Origin of the sequence: Cupriavidus sp. BIC8F (assembly GCF_032465815.1) — a bacterium.
Classification (GTDB): Bacteria; Pseudomonadota; Gammaproteobacteria; order Burkholderiales; family Burkholderiaceae; genus Cupriavidus; species Cupriavidus necator.
On sequence record NZ_CP136095.1, the window covers coordinates 689,055 to 709,549 of the forward strand.

Annotated in this window: 18 protein-coding genes; 11 read left to right on the forward strand and 7 right to left on the reverse strand. The window is 67.9% G+C overall.

Annotation, left to right across the window (positions count from 1 at the left end; genetic code table 11):
- Positions 1 to 21: 21 nt before the first annotated feature.
- Entirely contained in the window at positions 22 to 483 is a 462-nt protein-coding gene (locus RS901_RS23375; RefSeq protein WP_316156396.1) for a hemerythrin family protein, read from the reverse strand.
- A gap of 505 nt (positions 484 to 988) precedes the next feature.
- Between RS901_RS23375 and RS901_RS23380 the strand changes: the two genes are divergently transcribed.
- Complete coding sequence (locus RS901_RS23380; RefSeq protein WP_316156399.1) at positions 989 to 1,726, forward strand: IclR family transcriptional regulator; 738 nt, start codon at positions 989 to 991, stop codon at positions 1,724 to 1,726.
- 22 nt (positions 1,727 to 1,748) lie between these two features.
- Here the strand turns inward: RS901_RS23380 and RS901_RS23385 are convergent, their stop codons facing one another.
- Positions 1,749 to 2,651 (reverse strand): CoA ester lyase, encoded by a 903-nt coding sequence (locus tag RS901_RS23385; RefSeq protein ID WP_316156401.1) that lies wholly within the window; start codon positions 2,649 to 2,651, stop codon positions 1,749 to 1,751.
- A 248-nt stretch (positions 2,652 to 2,899) separates the two neighbouring features.
- On the opposite strand from RS901_RS23385, the gene RS901_RS23390 reads away from it, so the two are divergent.
- The 7 genes from RS901_RS23390 to RS901_RS23420 all read left to right on the forward strand — a co-directional run bounded on the left by RS901_RS23390 (position 2,900) and on the right by RS901_RS23420 (position 9,903).
- Entirely contained in the window at positions 2,900 to 4,270 is a 1,371-nt protein-coding gene (locus RS901_RS23390; RefSeq protein WP_316156404.1) for an MmgE/PrpD family protein, read from the forward strand.
- Positions 4,267 to 4,803 (forward strand): MaoC family dehydratase, encoded by a 537-nt coding sequence (locus RS901_RS23395; protein WP_316156406.1) that lies wholly within the window; start codon positions 4,267 to 4,269, stop codon positions 4,801 to 4,803. The genes RS901_RS23390 and RS901_RS23395 overlap by 4 nt, the downstream gene beginning before the upstream one ends.
- A gap of 26 nt (positions 4,804 to 4,829) precedes the next feature.
- Positions 4,830 to 6,044 (forward strand): acyl-CoA dehydrogenase family protein, encoded by a 1,215-nt coding sequence (locus RS901_RS23400; RefSeq protein WP_316156408.1) that lies wholly within the window; start codon positions 4,830 to 4,832, stop codon positions 6,042 to 6,044.
- Positions 6,041 to 6,529 carry a MaoC family dehydratase gene (locus RS901_RS23405; protein ID WP_316156410.1) on the forward strand — a complete coding sequence of 163 codons (489 nt, stop codon included), beginning with the start codon at positions 6,041 to 6,043 and terminating at the stop codon, positions 6,527 to 6,529. The genes RS901_RS23400 and RS901_RS23405 overlap by 4 nt, the downstream gene beginning before the upstream one ends.
- Before the next feature lie 14 nt (positions 6,530 to 6,543).
- The gene (locus RS901_RS23410) at positions 6,544 to 7,791 is read left to right on the forward strand and encodes a CoA transferase (RefSeq protein WP_316156412.1); all 1,248 of its coding nucleotides are present in this window, start codon (positions 6,544 to 6,546) and stop codon (positions 7,789 to 7,791) included.
- Between the two features lie 63 nt (positions 7,792 to 7,854).
- Positions 7,855 to 8,766: a CoA ester lyase gene (locus RS901_RS23415; RefSeq protein WP_316156414.1), complete on the forward strand. Its 912-nt coding sequence runs from the start codon at positions 7,855 to 7,857 to the stop codon at positions 8,764 to 8,766.
- 99 nt (positions 8,767 to 8,865) lie between these two features.
- Positions 8,866 to 9,903 (forward strand): tripartite tricarboxylate transporter substrate binding protein, encoded by a 1,038-nt coding sequence (locus RS901_RS23420; protein ID WP_316156416.1) that lies wholly within the window; start codon positions 8,866 to 8,868, stop codon positions 9,901 to 9,903.
- Between the two features lie 150 nt (positions 9,904 to 10,053).
- On the opposite strand, the gene RS901_RS23425 is transcribed toward RS901_RS23420, so the two are convergent.
- From RS901_RS23425 to RS901_RS23435, 3 genes are all read right to left on the reverse strand, one after another.
- Entirely contained in the window at positions 10,054 to 10,674 is a 621-nt protein-coding gene (locus tag RS901_RS23425; RefSeq protein ID WP_316156419.1) for a hemerythrin domain-containing protein, read from the reverse strand.
- 260 nt (positions 10,675 to 10,934) lie between these two features.
- Positions 10,935 to 11,699, reverse strand: a complete 765-nt coding sequence (locus RS901_RS23430; protein ID WP_316156421.1) for an AraC family transcriptional regulator — start codon at positions 11,697 to 11,699, stop codon at positions 10,935 to 10,937.
- Positions 11,683 to 12,606 (reverse strand): DMT family transporter, encoded by a 924-nt coding sequence (locus RS901_RS23435; protein ID WP_316156423.1) that lies wholly within the window; start codon positions 12,604 to 12,606, stop codon positions 11,683 to 11,685. Before RS901_RS23435 ends, RS901_RS23430 begins: the two co-directional genes overlap by 17 nt.
- Positions 12,607 to 12,804: 198 nt before the next feature.
- On the opposite strand from RS901_RS23435, the gene RS901_RS23440 reads away from it, so the two are divergent.
- On the forward strand, positions 12,805 to 14,394 hold the full coding sequence (locus RS901_RS23440) for a DUF1800 domain-containing protein (protein ID WP_316156425.1): 1,590 nt from the start codon (positions 12,805 to 12,807) through the stop codon (positions 14,392 to 14,394).
- 13 nt (positions 14,395 to 14,407) lie between these two features.
- A complete protein-coding gene (locus RS901_RS23445; RefSeq protein ID WP_316156427.1) occupies positions 14,408 to 15,730 on the forward strand; it encodes a DUF1501 domain-containing protein in 1,323 nt (440 codons plus the stop codon).
- A gap of 30 nt (positions 15,731 to 15,760) precedes the next feature.
- Here RS901_RS23445 and RS901_RS23450 read toward each other — a convergent pair whose 3' ends face one another.
- Positions 15,761 to 18,331, reverse strand: coding sequence for a penicillin-binding protein 1A (locus tag RS901_RS23450; RefSeq protein ID WP_316156429.1), 2,571 nt, complete (start codon positions 18,329 to 18,331; stop codon positions 15,761 to 15,763).
- A gap of 310 nt (positions 18,332 to 18,641) precedes the next feature.
- Here RS901_RS23450 and RS901_RS23455 point away from each other — a divergent pair, with 310 nt between their 5' ends.
- On the forward strand, positions 18,642 to 19,712 hold the full coding sequence (locus RS901_RS23455; protein ID WP_316156431.1) for a porin: 1,071 nt from the start codon (positions 18,642 to 18,644) through the stop codon (positions 19,710 to 19,712).
- A gap of 172 nt (positions 19,713 to 19,884) precedes the next feature.
- Here RS901_RS23455 and RS901_RS23460 read toward each other — a convergent pair whose 3' ends face one another.
- Positions 19,885 to 20,370: a DM13 domain-containing protein gene (locus RS901_RS23460; protein WP_316156434.1), complete on the reverse strand. Its 486-nt coding sequence runs from the start codon at positions 20,368 to 20,370 to the stop codon at positions 19,885 to 19,887.
- Between the last annotated feature and the right edge of the window lie 125 nt (positions 20,371 to 20,495).

Genomic DNA, 20,495 nt, shown 5'->3' on the forward strand with positions numbered 1-20,495 from the left:
CTGCCACGGCTTGTCTGTGCTTTACGCAGGCTCCGCGGCGGGACGGGCTTCCAGGTTCCTGCGCAGGACGACCGGCTTGGCGCCGGCGTGCTGCTTGCAGATCCAGTGCGCAAGCGCCGAATCCAGATGCTGGACATGTGCGGGGAACCAGCGCTCCAGTTCTTCTGCCAGTCGGCGTGCGACCGCCACCTCACCGCGTACGAGCCTTGCCTGCACGCCGGATATCGAGGCCAGCACGGCTGCATGTTCGCCGATGTGGCACTTGCGCGGCGGAAAGGCCGTTGCCTCCATAAGGCTGTCCTCATGCAGGAAATGCGTTCGTGCCAGTTGTAGCAGGTCCTCCAGCACTTCCGCCAAGCCGTCAACAGGCGCTTCACGCAACGACTGGATGAGTGCCGCAAACCGTCGATGTTCGTCGTCAATAGCGGAGTGACCGATCAGTAGCCCGTCATGCCAGTACATTGGATTGTACGCTGCCATCATGCCTCCGGTCATATAATTAGGAGCCTAAGTATTATAGAATGGACCGGTTCGGTAGGCAACGACAATGAGCATGGCGCGGAGTGCTGTTGGCTGCATGGCTTGGCGAAGACGCCCGGAACCCGTTCGCCGATCTCTTGCATGGGCTAGAGATGCACGACTCGATGTCCTGCTCATCGCTACCCCGATGCGGTCCGCCTGTCTACGGTGCGGGCACGAAGCATCGTCTTGTTTGAATGTGCAGCTTCTCGATGCACAATATCGTTGCGCGCATTGCCGAGCCCGCTATGGTGGGCAGGTGTGGCGATCCGGCAGTGCTCGGCCCATGAATGTGCCGACCGCCTGACGGCGGCCGGCACGGTGTCCTCGCGCCGCAGGTGCGCTTTGGTTGAAAGGACTATCGCTATGGCGATGCTGAGGGTGGGCTGAAAGTCGAGCACCCGGGCGATGCCGGCCGGTCCGAAGCATTGGCAAGCGCCAGAGAGGCGCGAGGCAAGGAGGGACTGCTATGGACAGCGGAATGGTCAAGTCGGCAAATCGGGTGTTCGATCTGCTGGAATTGTTCGAGCGGGTGCGCCGGCCGCTGCGCGTCGGCGAGATCGCAGAGCGCCTCGGCATCCCGCAGTCCAGTGTCTCGATGCTGCTGCGGACCATGGTGGCGCGCGGCTACATGGAGTTCGACGCCCAGCTTAGAACCTATTGCCCGTCGGTCCGCGTCGCGTTCCTGTGCGGGTGGACCACAAGAAAACAAGGCACCGGCGCCTCGGTCCACGACGCCTTGCGCCGGCTTTCGAGCGAGACCGGCGAGACGGTGTTGCTGGGCCGCCAGAGCGGCAACATGCTGCAATACCTGTCCGTCATCGAATCCAGTCATGCCTTGCGCCTGTCGGTATCGTCGGGCACCATCCGGCCGATGCATCGCACCGCGATCGGCATCATGCTGATGAGCCGGATGGAGGACGAACAGATCGGGCGGCTGCTGCGGCGCTACAGCGCCGAGGTCGCCCCGGGCGAGCCGCCGGTACGCACTGACGAGATCATGCGCGCGGTGGAGCAGGCGCGCCGGCAGGGCTACTACGAGTCGGCCAGCCTGGCGTCGCCGGGGGCCGGTGTGATCGCCACGCTGGTGGCAACGCCGATACGCGGCCAGTGGCTCGGCATCGGCACCGGCGGCCCAGTTGCGCGTTTGCACGCACGCCGCAAGAAGCTGCTGGCCGCCGTGCTGGCGGTAGCGCAGGACTGCTGAGCGCCGCCGCAGCGGCGCGAAATCAGCGGCCGGGCCGTTCCCTGCGCGCACGGATGGCATCGAGCCGCGCCAGCAGGCGCGTGGCCTGCGCCAGGTGCAGGCGCTCGACCATGCGCCCATCCAGGTTGATCACGCCCGCCGCGGCATGCTCGGGCCGCGCGAAGGCCGCGACGATCGCCTGCGCTTCGGCGGTGGCGGCATCCGACGGCTTGAACGCCGCGTTGGCCGGATCGACCTGCGACGGGTGGATCAGCGTCTTGCCGTCAAAGCCCATCCTGCACGACTGCAGCACTTCGTTGTCAAAGCCGGCGCGATCGCCGAAGTCATTCCACACACCGTCGAGCACGTCCATGCCGTAGCGCCTGGCGGCCAGTACCACCGACATCAGCCAGGGAAGCAGATACGCACGGTTGTCGCCCGGATACACGCCGGTTTCCTTGGCGAGATCGTTGGTGCCAACGACCAGGCACTCGAGTTGTACCTGCCGGCGCTGGCCGGCTTGCAGGATGCCGTCGAGGTGATGGATCGCGCAAGCCGTTTCGATCATGGCCCACAGCTTGGGGGCAGGGCCATTGGCAATGGCGCCGATCGCCTCGGCAAAGCGTTCCAGGTCTGCACCGGTGTCGACTTTCGGCAGCAGGATCGCATCGGACCCGCAGGCGGTCGCGGCGCGCAGGTCGGCATCGAATTCGGCGGTTCCCAGGGCATTGACCCGGATCACAGTCTCATGCGCTGCAAACGGCTGCGCGGCAAAGGCGCTGGCCAGGTTGTCCCTGGCGTGGCCTTTCATGGCCGGCGCCACGGCGTCTTCCAGGTCGAACACGATGACGTCGCAGGGCAGGTTGCGGGCCTTCTCGATGGCGCGGGTATTGGTCGCGGGCACATACAGCACGGAGCGGCGGGGCGCGGTCTTGTTCATGGTCATGAGATATAGCGTCGCCGGTGGCGACGTGAACGTGAAGAGTTGAGGGGCAGCGCGGCCATGGCGCGGCACCGTGTCCGCGAATGGCCGTGGATGAGAGTTTCGATCCCGCACGCATCGGCTTCCATCACATATGTGATCGATGAACTGGGTCGGCATCCATCACATATGTGATGCCGGGCCCGTCGGCGTTCGCCAATACTCGGTCCATCGACAACAACACGGCGCCGGCAACGCGGCGATGCTTCCGAGTGGAACCTGACCATACCATCGACAAGACAGCGGACAGCGCCGGCTTCACGCGGGCGCTGGCCGGCTGGATCAGCACGGTCGACGATGCCGAGCTCGGCGCGCCGGCTTTCGCCTGGGCACGGCACGCCATGCTCGACTGGATTGCCGTTACCCTCGCCGCCGCCCGCGAGCCGCTGGTCGAAATGCTCGTCGCCGAATATGCGGGCTCGCGGGATCTGCCGTGCGCGCTGGTGGGCAGCCCGTTGCGCGCCGATCCGGCGCAGGCCGCGCTGATCAATGGCGCTGCGGGCCACGCCCTTGACTTCGACGACGTCGCCTCGGCGATGCACGGCCATCCGACCGTGCCCGTGGCGCCGGCCGCACTGGCGGTGGCCCAGGCCGCCGGCGCCAGCGGCAAGGACCTGCTGCGCGCGCTGATACTGGGGCATGAAGTCGAAAGCCGGGTCGGCGAAGTGGTTGGCGCCGAGCAGTATCGCCTCGGGCTGCACCCGACCGGCACCACCGGCACGCTGGGCGCCGCCGCTGCCTGTGCGCGGCTGGGTGGACTCGACCCGGCCGGCACGGCCCACGCGCTCGGGCTCGCCGCGACGCAGGCAGCCGGGCTCAAATGCATGTTCGGCACCATGGCCAAGCCGCTGCACGCAGGCAAGGCCGCCATGAATGGCGTGATGGCGGCCCGCCTGGCAGCGCGCGGCTTCACTGCCAACGCCAGCGGCATCGAGTGCGAGCAGGGCTTTGGCCGCACCCAGGCGCCCGCTGCGCCGGCGTTCCCGGCCACGTTCGAGTGCCGCGCAGGCATGGCGATCGAACGCACCCTGTTCAAGTTCCATGCGTCCTGCTACCTGACGCACTCCACCATTGAGGCCGTGCGCGAGGCTTGTCGTGAGCACCGTATCGACCTCGATGCGCTCGAGTCGATGACCATCTTCGTGTCGGGTCCGCATCGTGGCGTGTGCGATATCGCCAACCCGCAGACCGGCCTGGAGATCAAGTTCGCGATCCAGCATCTTGCGGCGCTGGCGATGGACGGTGCGCCCACTGCCTCGCTCGCCCTGTATTCGCCCGAGACCGCGCTCGCGCCGCGCTATGTCAGGGCGCGGCAGCGCATCGCCCTGCAGGTGGTGCCCGGCCCGGACCGCAACGCCGCCACGGTCGAGATCCTGACGCGCGACGGCCTCACGCTGCGCGCGCAGGCCAATGTCGCGGTGCCGGCCTCGGACCTTGCCATGCAGTGGCGGCGCCTGGTCGACAAGGCGCAGGCCATCGTCGTGCCGCGCATCGGCGCGGCCAAGTTTGCGAAGCTGGTGTCGGTGGTCGACACGCTGGACCAGCTTCCTTCCGTCGAACCCTTGTTTGAGGCAATGCAATGACATCCACCCATCCCGCCATCGAGCGCGTGCCCGAGGTCTGCGCCGACCCGGTCGTCGCCCGCCTGAAAGCAGAGGCCCGGCTGCGCAACCGCGGCAACCGCTACGAGGATTTCGAGCCGGGCCGGCGCTTCGACCATCACTGGGGCCGTACCGTCACCGCGTCGGACAACACCATGTTCTCGGTGCTGACGCTGCACTACAACCCGCAATACACCAACGAGGCGGTGGCACAGGCCAACGGCCACGCGGGCGTGCCGGTCAATCCGCTGCTGGTGTTCAACACCGTGTTCGGACTGTCGGTGGAAGACCTGTCCGAGGGCGGCGGCCCATTTCTCGGGGTCGACGAGCTGGCCTATCTGCGGCCGGTCTACCCCGGCGAGACGCTCTATGCCAGCTCCGTCGTGGTGTCGCGCAGGCCGGCCAGCAACCGCCCCGGCTACGGCATCGTCACGTGGCACACGCATGGCACCAATCAGCAGGGCGATGTAGTGATCGAGTTCAAGCGTACCAATCTGGTCAGGATGAGGGGATAAGCATGTCAGGAGACGGTCTGGGGTACATGACGGAAGCGCGTTGCATGATCCGCGATGCGGCGCGCGAATTCACGATGAAAGAGGTGCTGCCGGTTGCCAACGCGCTGGACGGCCCGGATGCGGAGATCCCGATGTCGCTGCGCGACAAGATGGCCGAGATGGGCTACTTCGGCATCACCATCCCGGAGGAGTACGGCGGCCTGGGCCTTGGCATCTTCGAGTATTGCCTGATCTGCGAGCAGCTGTCGCGAGGCTGGATGTCGGTGGCGTCGATCGTGGCCCGTGCGCAGGGCGGCTGGATCATGAAATCGATGCCCGAGGACATGCGGCGCGAATACCTGCCGCGCGTGGTGCGTGGCGACTTCCTCAATGCCAGCGCGCTGTCCGAGCCGGATACCGGTTCCGACCTGGCGTCGATCTCGTGCCGCGCCGTGCTGGATGGCGATGAATGGGTGCTGACCGGCAACAAGTACTGGTGCACCTTTGCCGACGGCGCCGACTACCTGATCCTGTTCGCGCGGACATCGGCGCCACCCTCGCCCGACAAGCGCTGGGAAGGCATTTCGTGCTTCATGATCGAGAAGCAGCGGGGCGGCTTCCCCGCTGGCATGACCGGCTCGCCGATCCCCAAGATCGGGTATTTCGGCTGGAAGACCTTCGAGCTGGCGCTCGACGGCGTGCGCGTGCCGAGGCGCAACCTGATGGGTCCGGAAGGCAAGGCCTTCCTGCTGATGGCCAAAGGGCTGGAGGGCGCCCGCGCGCATACCGCCGCACGGGCGATCGGCCTGGCGCAGGGCGCGCTGGAAGACGCGATCGCCTATTCGCTGGAGCGGCGCCAGTTCGGCATGCCGATCGCCGAATACCAGGCGATCCGCTTCAAGATCGCGACCATGGCCACCGAGATCGAGGCCGCGCGTCAACTGCTCTACTTCGTCTGCAACGAGATCGACAGCGGGCGCCGCTGCGACAAGGAGGCGTCGATGGTGAAGTACTTCGCCTCGGAGATGGCAGAGCGCGTGACCTCGTCGGCGCTGCAGATCTTCGGCGGCGCCGGCTATACCAGGCTGTTCCCGGTGGAGCGCTACTGGCGCGACGCACGCCTCACCAAGATCTTCGAAGGCACTTCCGAGATCCAGCAACGCATCATCGCCAACAGCCTGCTTGGCAAGTCCGAGGTCGAGGGCATGATCGCCAGCCGCGCGTTCGGCGGGCAGGTCCGACAGTCGAAGGAGGCGGCATGAAACTCTGCGCACTCACCAGCCCCGACGGATACTTCGAGCACTTCGAACCGGGCATGCTGATCCGCCATGCGCGCGGCAAGACCGTGACCGAGATGGACAACGTGATGCTGACAAACATGGTCATGAATACGGCCGAAGGTCACTTCAACGAAGACGCCATGCGGCGCGCCGCCGGCGGCATCTTCGCGCAGCGCGTGGTCTTTGGCGGGATCAACCTGTCGATGGTGCTCGGGCTTGCGGCGCAGGACACTGCCGAGCACTGCCTGCGCGAACTGACGCTGGACAAGATCCGCCTGTCGCATCCGGTCTTCCACGGCGATACGCTCTACGCCTTCACCGAGGTGCTGGGCAAGGAGGACGACGACCGCGAGGATGCCGGCATCGTTCGCTTCCGCCACTACGGCGTGAACCAGGACGACAAGCTGTGCGTGCAGGCGGAGCGCACCGCGCTGATCAAGCGCGAGAGCCACTGGGGCGGGCGATGAGCGCAGAGGGGCGCATGGAGGGCCATACAGATGGCCGGCCCAAGGGCGCGCTCGACGGCATGGTGGTACTCGACCTGACCCAGATGCTGGCCGGCCCCTATTGCTCGATGATGCTAGCCGACCAGGGCGCGCGCGTGATCAAGATCGAGCCGCCCGGGGGCGACCAGACCCGACGCAACGGCCCGCATCTCGAGGGTGCGTTGCGGATGGAATCAGGCGGATTTGGCGGCTACTTCGGCTCGATCAACCGTAACAAGGAATCGCTGGTGCTGGACCTTAAGCAGTCCGCCGGGCGCGAAACCCTGTTGCGGCTCGTGCGCAGCGCTGACGTGCTGGTCGAGAACTACCGCGCCGGCGTAATGGAGCGCTTCGGGCTGGGCTATGAACGGCTCGCCGAGGAGTGCCCCAGGCTGGTGTACGCGGCGCTGCGCGGCTTCGGCGACCCGCGCAGCGGCGAGAGCGCCTACGCGGGCTGGCCCGCCTACGATCCCGTCGCGCAGGCAATGGGCGGCATCATGGGGATTACCGGGCCGCAGCGCGGCGGCGCGCCGACCAAGATCGGCCCGGGCGTTGGTGACATCGTGCCGGCCATGTTCCTGGCCTACGGCATCGCGGCGGCGTGCTGGCGCGCCCAGCGCACCGGCCGCGGCCAGTTCGTGGATGTGGCCATGGTCGATGCCGTGCTGGCGGTGTGCGAGCGCATGGTGTTCCAGTACAGCGCCTCGGCGCAGGCGCCGGGACCCGAGGGCAACGGCCATCCGCTGCTCTGCCCGTTCGGGCTCTTTCCGGCCAGTGACGGTTTTATCAGCCTTGGGGTGCCAAACGACCGCTTCTGGCGGCTGCTGGTGGAGCGGATGGGCAATCCGCCATGGGCCGGCGATACGCGCTTTGCCACCAACGAATTGCGCGTGCGGCACCGGGCCGAGGTGGAGCAGGCGGTCGCCGCCTGGACGGTGCGCCATACCAAGCGCGCGCTTGCCGAGATGCTGGGCGGCGAGGTGCCGTTCGGCCCGGTGTTCGATGCCGCAGACATCTTCGACGATCCGCATTTCCGCATCCGCGGGATGCTGGTCGAAGCCGAGCAGCCCGGCGCAGCGCGCGGACTGACCATCGCCGGCAGTCCGGTGCGCATGAGCGCCACGCCCGGAGGCGTACGGCATCGGGCCCCCATGACCGGCGAGCACACCGACCGCACCCTGGCCGACCTCGGCTTCGATGCCGGCGAGATCGCCGCGCTGCGCGCGGACGGTGTGGTGCAGTAGGCGGTGGGGCCACGCCGGGATGACTGACAGACAACACTAGTACAACAAGCAGGAGACAACATCATGCAGGAAAAAACCAAGCGGCTGCGCCGCTGCCAGCTGTCCGTGCCGGGCTCGAGCGAGAAGATGATGGCCAAGGCCGCGGGCATGGGCGTGGACTTCGTCTTCCTTGACCTGGAAGACGCGGTGGCACCCAGCGAAAAACGCCCGGCTCGGCGCAAGATCGTCGACGCCCTCAACGGGCTGGACTGGGGGCGCACCACGCGCTGCGTGCGCATCAACGACCTGACCACCGAGTATGCCTACGAGGACATCATCGAAGTGGTGGAGGGTGCCGGCCGCAATCTCGATGTCATCATGCTGCCGAAGGCCATGTCGGCGGCGGATGTGCAGTTTGTCGACAAGCTGTTGTCGATGATGGAGAAGAAGCTTGGCCTGCGCCACCGCATCGGCATCGACGTGCTGATCGAAGAGGTGGAGGCAATGATGAACGTCGACGCCATTGCCGCGTCAACGCCGCGGCTGGAATGCCTGATCTTCGGCATGGGGGATTACTCGGCCAGCCAGGGCGTATCCATGCGCGACATTGGCGGCAGCGGCGGCTATCCGGGCGACATCTGGCACTACCAGCGCCAGCGGCTGACGATTGCCGCACGCGCCCATCGGCTCGACGCCATCGATGGCCCGTTTGCCGACTTCCGCAGCCCCGACGCGTTCCGCGAGGAAGCCCGCCGCGCCATGATCCTGGGCATGGTCGGCAAGTGGGCCATCCATCCGTCGCAAGTCGAACTCGCCCAGGACGTCTTCTCGCCTGCCGCCGCCGACGTGGCGCGCGCCCGCGACATGATCCGCGCCTATGACGAAGCGCTGTCGCAAGGACTGGGCGCGGTCCAGTACGAGGGCAAGATGATCGACATCGCCTCGGTCCGCATCGTCAGGAACCTGGTGCAGCGTGCCGACCTGATCGGCATGTAGCGGCATGCCATTGCTGCCGGCCGTGCGTCATCGCCACGGCCAACCCGGGCGCCCGCGAGCCGTCGTGGGCGCAGGCTTGACGTATTCGGGAGTAGACCCATGCGTTCCTTTGTTCGTCCGGGCAACGACTTGTCCGCCGATACCGTAGACCTTCGCCGGCGCACGCTACTGGGCGCAGCGGCCGGAGCGGCCGCGTTGCCCTGGCTGCTGCCTCGCTCCGCGCTGGCCGCCGACTGGCCCTCGCGCCCGATCCGGATCATCGCCGCGCAGGCGCCGGGCTCATCCAACGACAGCTCCGCGCGAGCGTTCGCCGAGTTCTTTTCCAACAAGCTGAAGGTGCCGGTGGTGGTGGAAAACAAGCCGGGCGGCATCGGCATGATCGCCGCGGAAGCCGTGGCGCGCGCCAAGCCCGACGGCTACACGCTGCTTTGCACCTTGCACAGCCAGCTGGCCCAGGCGCCGGTGTTGCTGAAGAAGCCGCCGATCGATCCCTCACGCGACCTCACGCCGGTGGCGTCCATCAGTACCGGCGTCGGCGTGATGGTGGCGACCAAGGGGCTGCAGGCCAACACGTTCAAGGAGTTGATCGCGCTGGCGCACAAGCGGCCCATCAGCGTGGGCAACTACGGCATCGGCTCGGGCTGGCAGCTGATGGTGGCGCAGCTGAGAAAGCTGACCGGGGCCCAGTTCGATGTCATCAACTACAAAGGCACCGGCGCCATGGTCGGCGACCTGATGGCCGGCCATATCGATATCGGCGCGGGGTCGCTGCTGGGGATGTCGGGCGGGCTGTCTGCCGGCGCGTTCAAGCCGCTGCTGGTGATCTCAGGGCCGCGCTCACCGAAACTGCCCGGCGTGCCGACCTGGCTGGACGAAGGCATATCCGATCCGATCTTCAGCAACCTGGCCGAATGCAATATGCTGCTGGGCCCCGCCGGGTTGTCTGCCGAGATCGTCAACAGCCTGGCGACTCTGGTGCGGCATTCGGTCACCGAGTCGGAAGCCGTCAGGAACGTGCGGGAGCAGCTTGGCAGCCAGGACACGCCCTTGACCGGCGAGGCCCTGCAGAAGTTCATCGCACGTACCTGGCCGACCTACCAGGCGATGACCAAAGCGGTGGGGCTCAAAATGGAGTGATGGCCGCGCTGCAACCGGGCGCGATAGTCGATTAGCGACTCCAGATTGCTATTGAGGCGCTAGTCAAAGCTATGAGCTTGCACTGTTCGGGATCGGGATGCGGCATAAGTTGTGAGCCGAGGCCCGGCAGTGCCGCGAAGCGACCGACGTTCAGTGCATGGACGCGTTCGCTTCGCTGTCGATCTGCTTGCGCAAGGCCGCGAAGCGCTTCTCCACATTGGCGCCGAATAGCGGATCGGCACTGGCCGGGTCGATGGCGGCGACCTCCGCCCAGTCCGCTTCGGTCAGGAACCGGGCGGCGCGCGGCATGACCTGTTTCTCCTCGGTGGACAGATGGTTGCGGTAGTACACCAGGTACATGGCGGCGGCCGCTTCCAGTGCCGCTCGCGAGGTGACCACCTCGCTCTGGGCTTCGCGCAGGCGGTCGAGCAATTCCGCGCCGACCGTGGCGATCACGCGATGTTCCTGCAGTAACCGGCTGATGATGATCCGCGTGCCGGGATCCCGGTCCACGAGCAGCGCGTAGGCAACATCCTCACGGGGGTGGTGCACGCAATCGCCATAGTTGCGCATGTAGTGGATGATCGTGGCCATCAGGCCGTAGTCGGGCTGCTCGCCCTGATGGAAGGTGCTGACCTGCTTTTCCAGCAGGTCGAGCATTGAGGCGAAATGGATATGGTCGGTATGCCAGGCGGCAAGGGGTGTCGGGCTCGGGGTGGAAAGCGCGGCGGAAGGTGAAGTCGGAAGCGAGGTGACGAGTGGGGTGGCCATGGCGCCCTCCTGGGAAACTGGGCAAGCAGACCGTTGAGTCCGATACGATATCGGGACTCGCGGGGCCCTCATTGACACAATAGCTTCCCTGCATGATCTGAGTCTGACGCAGATCAATGCGGCGCTAAGCGCTCGGATCGCGCAAGGGGCGGAAGCCTTATACGCCACACGTTCAACCTGCGCCGCCCCTCTAACTCGCCTCGACGCGAGAGGGTCACCACGGTTAGCCCGGTGCCAGGATCGCCTGCCGCGCAGGCAGGCTAGCCGCGTGCGGCCGCCCGCCACGCCCCGGGCGGCTGCCCGAAGCGCCGCGTGAAGCTGCGCGTGAAGGTGGTCTGGTCCGGGTAGCCTGACGCCAGCGCGATCTCGGCCAGCGGCAGCGTGGATTGCGTCAGCAGCTGCAGCGCGCGGTCCAGCCGCAGCCGGGTCTGGTAGCGGTGCGGGGTATCGCCGAAGGCCTCGGCAAACAGGGTCTGGAAGCGCCGCACGCTCCAGCCGAAATGCCCGGCAACTTCCGCCACGCGCAGTGGCGAGGCCAGGTTGGCGCGCAGGTAGGCATCCACGGCCATCAGCGGGAATACCTGCCCGTCGCCGGGCATGCCGAGGCAGTCCGCCAGCGCCGCGGCCAGCGTGGCCGCCAGTTGCCAGTCGGTCTGCGGCCCGCGCGCTGCCGCGGCGGCGCGCCACGCCGCCAGCGCGCGCACGCGGCTGCCGAAGGCGCCGTCCAGCGAAAACGTGCGCGGGCGCGCCATCAGCCGCGCGGGCAGCGCCACCGAGCGCGCCGGGAAGTCCGCCACCAGTTGCAGGTTACCGTCGAAGCCCAGGAATTCATGATGGCTGCCGGCCGGCACGATCAGGCCGGTGCGGTCGTCCACGCAATAGACATGGCCGTCGATCTCCAGCTCGGTGGCGCCGGCCAGGCCGAACAGCAGCTGGTGGTAGCCGTGCTGGTGGCCGTCCGGCTGCGGGCGGTAGCGCCGGTGCTCGACCAGCGGCGAAGCGTGGGGTTCAGCGGGCTTGGGCATGCCGCAACCTGCCAGTGGTCTGGCACAGCCAGACGCCCGCCCCGGCCACCGCCATGCCCAGCGCCTGCGCCGCATCCAGCCGTTCGCCGAACAGCAGCCAGGCCTGCAGCGCGGCCAGCGGCGGGGCCAGGAACATCAGCGCCGCGGCATTGGCGGCCTGGCCGCGCCGCACCAGGCTGACCAACAGCCAGGTGCCGGCGCCCGACAGGCCGATTGCCGCCCACGCCAGCGCGGCCCACAGCGCCACGCCGCCATGCCAGTGCAGCGGCGCGTCGACGGCCTGGACCGCCACCATCGCGGCGGCTACCAGCATGGCGCCCAGGTTCTGCCACGCGGAACTGGCGCGCAGGTCACAGGCGGCAATGGCGGATTTCTGCAAGAGGGTTCCCATGGTGATGGAGACAATGGCCTGCACGCCCAGCAGCACGATCCAGGGCGACAGGGCCGGCGCGGCCGTGTGCATGCCGGCCTGCATCGCCGGGGCGACCACCAGCGCGACGCCGAGCGCACCCAGCGCCAGGCCCTGCCACGTCCGCCTGGAAGGTAGCTCTTTCAGCAGGGGGATGGCAAGCAGCGCGGTCAGCAGCGGCTGCAGCGCACCCAGCAGGGCCATGATCGCCGGCGGCAAGCCCTTGGCCACGGCCCCGTAGCCGGCGCACAGGTAGATGCCCTGCATCAGCGCGCCGGCCAGCAGGTGGCGCGGCGCCTCGCGCAGCGGCGGCCAGGCCGCGCGCGCGGCCAGCGACCACGCCACGAACATCAGCCCCGCCACGGCAAAGCGGCCCAGCAGGAACAGGCTGGTATCGGCCAGCGGCACGATGGCCTTGCCGACGATAAAGCCGGTGGACCAGATCAGGACAAAGGCAACGGTGGGCAGCCAGGCGGCAGCGGACAGGGGGCGCGACATGCAAGCAGGCGTTTCCGCCGGGCGGGATCGGATGGGCAAAGCGCAAGGCTAGCCAGGCCGCGCGCCGCTGTCTTGGCAAATCCGGCAATCGGCATGCTGAAAGCATTGGTAACACTCCCGCAGCGCCTCCGGGTCAACGGATGTGCGCTTGCCACGTAACATAGTGATGGTCTGATCGAAAAAGGCGAGGAGGCGGGCATGAATCCGGCGCAGCATTCGAGACAACCCCGCCGTGGCGGGCTCGCCCCCTGGCGGGCCGCCGCGGCACTGGCACTGGCCGCATGCCTGGCCGCCTGCGCACAGGTGCCGGCCGAGGCTGGCGACAGCGCCGCCGCCACCGACCTGCGCTGGCTCAACACCGTCACCTACGGCGCTGACCAGGCCACCCTTGGCGACCTGCGCCGGCTGGGCCGCAAGGGCTTCCTCGACCAGCAACTGACGCCGCCGCTGGCCGATCCACCCGAACTGGCGGCAGCCATCGCAGCCTTGCCCAACCTGCAGGCCGATGCCGCCGCGCAGATCCAGGCCGCGCGCGACGCCCGCCAGCGCATCGACGCGCTGCCCGACGACGACAGCAAGCAGCAGGCCCGCCAGGCGCTGAACGCGCAGGGCCGCGAGATCGTGGCCGATGCCACGCGGCGCCACCTGCTGCGCGCGCTGTATTCTCCGGCGCAGCTGCGCGAGCAGATGACGTGGTTCTGGATGAACCATTTCAACGTCTACTCGGGCAAGGACCAGGTCCGGCTGCTGCTGGCCGACTACGAAGAGCGCGCCATCCGCCCGCACGCGCTGGGCCGCTTCCGCGACCTGCTGATGGCCAATGTGACCGCGCCGGCCATGCTGGTCTACCTCGACAACGCCCAGAGCAGCGCCAACCGCATCAACGAGAACTACGCGCGCGAGCTGATGGAGCTGCATACCATGGGCGTCGCCGGCGGCCCCAGCGGCTCCCGCTACACCCAGCAGGACGTGCAGGAGCTGGCGCGCGTGCTTACCGGCGTGGGCGTCAACCTGCGCGGCACGCCGCCGCCGCGGCTGCCGCCGGCGCGCGCGGGGCTGTATCGCAGTGAGGGCCTGTTCGAATTCAACCCCGCGCGCCACGACTTCGGCGCGAAGATGCTGCTGGGCCAGCGCATCGAGCCGGCCGGCTTCGACGAAGTGGCGCGAGTGGTGTCGATCCTGGCGCGCGAGCCGGCCACCGCGCGCTTTATCAGCACCAAGCTGGCGGCCTATTTCATCGCCGACAACCCGCCGCCGGCGCTGGTCGAGCGCATGGCGCAGACCTTCACGCGCACCGATGGCGATATCGCCGCGGTGCTGCGCACCTTGTTCCTGGCGCCGGAACTGGACCGGCAACTGGCCGCGCCCACGCGCAAGTTCAAGGATCCGATGGTCTATGTGGTGTCGTCGATGCGGCTCGCCTATGAAGGCCGTCCCGTAGCCAACCTGCGCCCGGTGATGAACTGGCTGAACCAGCTCGGCGAGCCGCTCTACGGCCATGTGGCGCCGGACGGCTATCCGTCGTCGGAAAGCGCGTGGGCCAGCTCGGGCCAGATGGTGCGGCGCTTCGAGATCGCCCGCGCGATCGGCTCGGGGCCGGCGGGACTGTTTGCCGGCGATGGCGCGAGGCCGCGCGGCGCGCGCTTCCCGATGATCGGCAACAAGCTGTACTACGACACCATCGAAGCCACCCTTGGCCCCGCCACGCGCGCCGCGCTGGCCCAGGCCGAATCACAGGCCGAATGGAATACCGTGCTGCTCGGCTCGCCCGAGTGGATGCAGCGCTGACAGGGAGCGGACCATGGAACGCCGACAATGGCTGAAAACGATGGGCGGCGCCACGCTGGGCCTGGCGCTGCCCGCCATCGCCTCGCGCGTCTATGCGCTGCCGGCGCAGGCCGATGCGCGCTTCCTGCTGGTGTTCCTGCGCGGTGGCTATGACGCCGCCAGCGTGCTGGTGCCGGCTGGCAGCGATTTCTACTATGCCGCGCGACCCAATATCGCCATCCGGCGCCCGCCCGCGGCCGGTGCGGACGCTGACCCCAACGCGGCGGTGGCGCTGGCGCCGGCTTTTGCCGCCGACAGCGCCGCGCGCAGCATCGGCGACTGGGCGCTGCACCCGGCATTGGCCGCGACGATGCTGCCATTGTGGCAGCGCGGCCAGCTGGCCTTCGTGCCGTTCGCCGGCACGCACGACCTGTCGCGCAGCCACTTCGAGACCCAGGACGGGATCGAGGCCGGCTTGCCCGGCGAGGGCGAGGACCGCAAGGCCGCGGCCTCGCTGCGCGGCAGCGGCTTCCTGAATCGTCTTGCGCAGGCCATGGGCGGGCAGGCCGCGCCAGTAGCCTTCACCGACGGCCTGCCGATGGTGCTGTCCGGCCCGCGCGACGTGCCCAATGTCTCGCTCAAGGGCAGCGGCCGCACCCCGTTCGATGCGCGCCAGGCGAAGCTGCTGGCGCAGATGTACAGCGGAACCCGCTTTGAGTCGCTGATCGATGAGGGCTTCGAGCTGCGCGAAACCGTGGCGCGCCAGGCGCAGCCGCAGCCCGGCATGTCAGGCAGCGACGCCGGCACCATGGCCACGCGCATGCAGGAAATGCAGGCCGCCAACCGCCGCTCGCTCAGCGCGCGCGGTTTCGAGGTCGAGGCCCGGCGCATGGCCGGGCTGATGCGCGAGCGCTTCAACCTGGGCTTTATCGACGTGGGCGGCTGGGACACTCACGTCAACCAGGGCGGCGCGCAGGGGCAACTGGCCGGCCTGCTCGACAACCTCGGCCGCGGCCTGTCTGCCTTTGCCGCCGAGATGGGCCCAACCTGGGACAAGACCACCGTGGTGGTGCTGTCCGAATTCGGCCGCACCTTCCGCGAGAACGGCACGCGCGGCACCGACCACGGCCACGGCACGGTCTACTGGGCCGCGGGCGGCGCGGTGCGCGGCGGCCGCATTGCTGGCGAGCAGGTGGCGGTGGAACAGGCCACGCTCAACCAGAACCGCGACTGGCCGGTGCGCAATGAGTACCGGGCGGTGCTGGGCGGGGTCTTCCGCAGGTTGTACGGGCTGGATGAGGCGCGGTTGGCGCAGGTGTTTCCGGGGGTGCGGGGGCGGGATATCGGGTTGGTGTAGCCGCCCGCGCCGCGCTGTCCGGAGGGGCGTTCAGTTGCTACCGTTGGCTGGGGTGATGACGGTTGGCGCGAGGGGCGTGACGGGCGCTGGGGGCGCAGGCGGATTTGCGGAAGCCGGGAAGGCGGGGGTGGTGCCAGGCGTTTGTTCGGCCTGATGGGTTGGCGCAACCGGAGCGCTGCCCGCGCTCATGTCCTGCGGCACCGCAATCACCGTCTCCCCCCGGTCCAGCGCCAGGCTGGAATCATCCGGGCCGACATCCGCCGCGGCAGACGATGCCGTGCGGGCCGGCGGCGCGACCTCAGCCTCCGGCGCGGGCAGCGCCGGACGGCGCGGTGCCGGGCGCGGCGCCGGGGTCTCGCTGGCTTTGTCGCGCGTGAACAGCTGGTTGAACCAGCCGCGCAGCTGCGTGCCCAGTGATGCGAACAGGTTGGTCTCTTCGTGCTCGGCAAAGCGCGCGCGGCCGTCGACGATGCGTGAGCGCAGCGCGCGCTGGTAGAAGTCGCCCACCATCGGCAGCGCGCTGTGCGCGCCCTGGCCCCAGTAGTCGCTGCGTAGCGTGACGCGGCTGTCGTTGAAGCCGACCCAGGCGCCCGCCACCAGCTCCGGATGCATCAGGATGAACCAGCCGTCGGCATTGTCCTGGGTGGTGCCGGTCTTGCCGGCCACGTCGGCGCGGATGCCGAAGCGCGAGCGGATGCTGGCGCCGGTGCCACGATCGATCACGTCGCGCATCACGTCGAGCAGGGTTTGCGTGGTGGCGGCGGGCAGCGCGTGCTCGGCGCGGGCCGGCCGGAACACCTGCAGCACATTGCCCTGTCGGTCTTCGATGCGCGTCACCATGGTGGGCGCGATGTAGTCGCCGGCGTTGGCGATGGTGCCGTAGGCGGCCACCATCTCCTTGAGCGTGACCGGGCTGGTGCCCAGCGCCAGCGACGGCACTACGTCGAGCTGGCTGTCGCGCACGCCCATGTCGCGCGCCAGCCGCGCCACGCGGGACGGCCCCACTTCGTGCATCAGCTGGGCGGTGATGGTGTTGCGCGAATAGACCAGGCCGTCGCGCAGTGACATGGCGCGGCCGGTGGGGCGGCCTTCATCGGTGGGGCGCCAGACCTCGCCGCCGGCCAGTTCGATTTCCACCGGCTGGTCCACCAGCGTGTCGTCGGGGGTCTTGCCTTCTTCAAAGGCCGCACCGTAGACAAAGGGCTTGAAGGTCGAGCCTGGCTGGCGGCGCGCCTGCTGCACGTGGTCGAACGCGTCCTGGGTGTAGTCGCGGCTGCCGACCCAGGCGCGGATCTCGCCGTTGCGCGGGTCGATGGCCAGGAAGCCGGCCTGAATGCGCGTCTTCTGCTGGTGCAGCGCGCGCATGAAGGTATTGTCGGACATCAGATGGCGCAGCGCCTCTTCCGGCGCGGTGCCGGCGGCGATGGCGGCACGGTACTCCGGGGTCTCGCGCACGAAGGCCTGCACCAGCGGCATGTTGGCGGCCCAGCCCGCGCGCGGCGCCCAGGCCGCGTTGGCGATGGCCTGCAGCCGGTTGCCCTGCTGCACCACGGCCTGCGTGGCCATGGCCTGCAGGCGGGCGTCGATGGTGGTATGCACCACCAGGCCATCGGCGTAGATGTCGTAGCCATTGCGGTCGGCCCAGCCGATCAGCCACTTGCGCAGCTGCTGCGCGAAGTGCGGCGCGGGGCCGGGCGGCTCGGTCTGGCGTTCGAAGTCGATGCGCAGCGGGCGCTTCTTCAGCTGCTCGTAGCGCGCCGCATCCAGCTTGCCGCGCTTGACCATCTGGCCCAGCACGATATTGCGCCGGTCCAGCGCGCGCTCGGGGTTGAGCACCGGGTTGTAGTAGCTGTTGCCCTTGAGCATGCCGATCAGCGTGGCGCTCTGCAGCACGTCCAGCGAGCGGGCCGGGCGGTCGAAGTACGTGCGCGCCGCCATCTCGATGCCGAACGCGTTGTACAGGAACGGCACGGTATTGAGATAGGTCTCGAGGATCTCGTCCTTGGTATAGAGCGCCTCGATCTTCAGCGCGGTGATGGCTTCCTTGAGCTTGCGCGTCAGCGTGGGCGCGCGGCCGATTTCATCGGGATAAAGGTTGCGTGCCAGCTGCTGGGTGATGGTGGACCCGCCCTGGCGGTCGCCGGAAAAGGTATGCACCGCGGCCGAGGCCAGCCGGCGCCAGTCCAGCCCGTGGTGCTGGTAGAAGCGATGGTCTTCGGTGGCGATCAGCGCAGCCACCACATTGGGCGAAATCTGCGACAGCGGCACCCAGTCGCGGTTGGCCCACTTGAACACCGCCAGCTCCTTGCCGTCGGCGGACAGCACCTGGGCCGGCTGCTCGGACTTGGCCTTGCGGATATCGCTGATGCCCGGCGTGAACGGGATCAGGACCAGCACATAGAGCAGGAAGGCGGCCGGGATCGCGGCCAGGCCCACCAGCACGCCGCGCCGCGTGGGGCGCAGCGAGCCGGGCCGGGTCAGGCCGGCGCGTGCAAGGCGCGCGGCCATGCCTGACAGGCGTTGCTGGAGGGGGGCGGGCAGTGAAGCCTGCAGCGAGGCGAGCAGCGGGGCAAGCCGGGTCTTGATCTCAGCCAGCCTCATGAGGCGAAGCGGTCGAGGCACAGGCACATGGCGGCACGGGGCACTGGCATTACCGTCGTCGGAAAAGCATGCATCGTACCAAAACGTTCCCCTTGGTTACAGGGAAAACCCCCATTCTGGGCTATCCGCCACTTCCTGCTGCAAAGCATGGGTCACAAAGGTTTCATATTGCGCCGCGACAATGCCGAGTCCGCAACTTGTGCGGACGATGCGCCGTTGCCGGGTTGCCCGGCTGGACCGGGTTGGCCTTGCCGACCCGGCCTGGGTCCGGCGCGGTGTCGTGCCTCAAACAGAACACAGAGAAATTACAGTGAAGAAAGCTCTCCTTGCAATGACGGCAGCAGCGGTCGCGTCGGCCGTATCCGGGGTGGCGTCGGCCCAGTCCGCGTCGAACGTTACGCTTTACGGCATCGTCGATGCCGGCGTTGAAGTGATCAGCCACGTGCCGGGCAGCAACGGCGCCCAGGGTACGGCAACGCGCCTGAACTCTGGCAACTTGTCCGGCTCGCGCTGGGGCCTGCGCGGCACCGAAGACCTGGGCGGCGACCTGAAGGGTATCTTCGTGCTGGAGAGCGGGTTCGACATCGATACCGGCACCTCGGGCCAGGGCAACCGCCTGTTCGGCCGCCAGGCCTACGTCGGCCTGCAGGGCGGCTGGGGCGCGGTCACGCTGGGCCGCCAGCAGAACGCGCTGTACGATCTGTTCGGCGCCTTCGACCCGATGGGCGTGGGCCCGCGCTACTCGCTGAACAGCGTTGACTCGGCCTTCAACGGCCGCGCCGACAACGCCATCAAGTACACCGGCAAGTTCGGCGGCCTGACCGCCACCGGCTTCTACAGCTTCGGCCGCGACAACAACGGCGAAGTCCCGGGCGAGCCCAAGGTCGCGCGCAACTTCGGCGGCGGCCTGTCGTACGCCGCGGGCGGCTTCTCGGTCGGCGCTGCTTACGACCAGTACCAGGGCGCCACCGTGGCGCTGCAGGACCGTGCCGCCAAGCGCGCCGCGGTGGGTACGGCCTATGCCTTCGGCGACGCCAAGGTGTTTGCCGGCTACCGCTGGCTGAAGGACGACGGCGTGTCGAGCGCCAGCGCCGCTTCGACCCGCAGCAACGTGTACTGGGCTGGCGCGCAGTACCGCTTCACGCCCGCCTTCCAGCTGACCGGCGCGGCCTACTACAACGACACCCGCAATAGCGATGCGGATCCGTGGATGTTCGTGCTGTCGGCGGACTACTCGCTGTCCAAGCGTACGGATGTGTACCTGAATGTTGGCTACTCGAAGAACAAGTCGGGTTCGGCGCTGGGGCTGAATGGGGTTGGCACGGTGGTGGCTGGTGAGAACCAGACCGGTGCCACCGTTGGCCTGCGTCATCGCTTCTGAGCGTAATTGCCTGATGCCCGCCTGGCAGGTTGTGATGCCTGCATGGGTGGGCGATTAACTGTCATATCGACACCTGCGGCTGGTATTGCGGGGTTCGTTGGGCCGGTTGGTTTGATCGGCCTCTTTTTCTCTGTCCTCGCTGTTGGTGGCCGGGTGTTTTTGTTGGCGATGACTACCGATACCCCGCCGCCCCAATAAACTGCCCAAACCTCTCACACCAGATCACCACCGCCGCATACCGCGCCGGATCCACGCCAGCCGGCAACGCCACGGTGAAATTGCCGAAGGTCTTCAACTCGCTTACCTGCAGCGATCGATCCTTGATCCGAAGAAAGGCCTCCTTGTTGTCGACAAACTCCGGCGCCAGGTAGATCCGATAGTCCGGCCCCGGGGCAACGCTGCCTTCAAAGGCAAGCGCCTGCGGCGAAACATGGAGCTGGCCGCTGGCCCAGTGCAGCGCGTCGCTGCCCGCCAGGTCCTTGCGGAAGGTGCCGGTATAGCGCGAGTGTTGTGACACAAGCTGCACTTGCTCGGCACTGGCCCCGGCCTGTTCCGTCAGGATCGGCAAGACATAGATGCCCGCAGCAAAGCCCACGGCCAGCGCGGCAAAGTGGGGCAGCACAAGGATGGCGGGCTTGCGGAGCGGGTTGGCCCGCATGTTTTTCTCCCGAAGGCATGAGGATGCGGGTAAGTCGGCGCCGGGGCCGGATCCTGACAGATCTGTGGTGCCTTAGCACATTCGCAACGGTTTCACCAATCCAACACATGGAAGTGGTTATGATT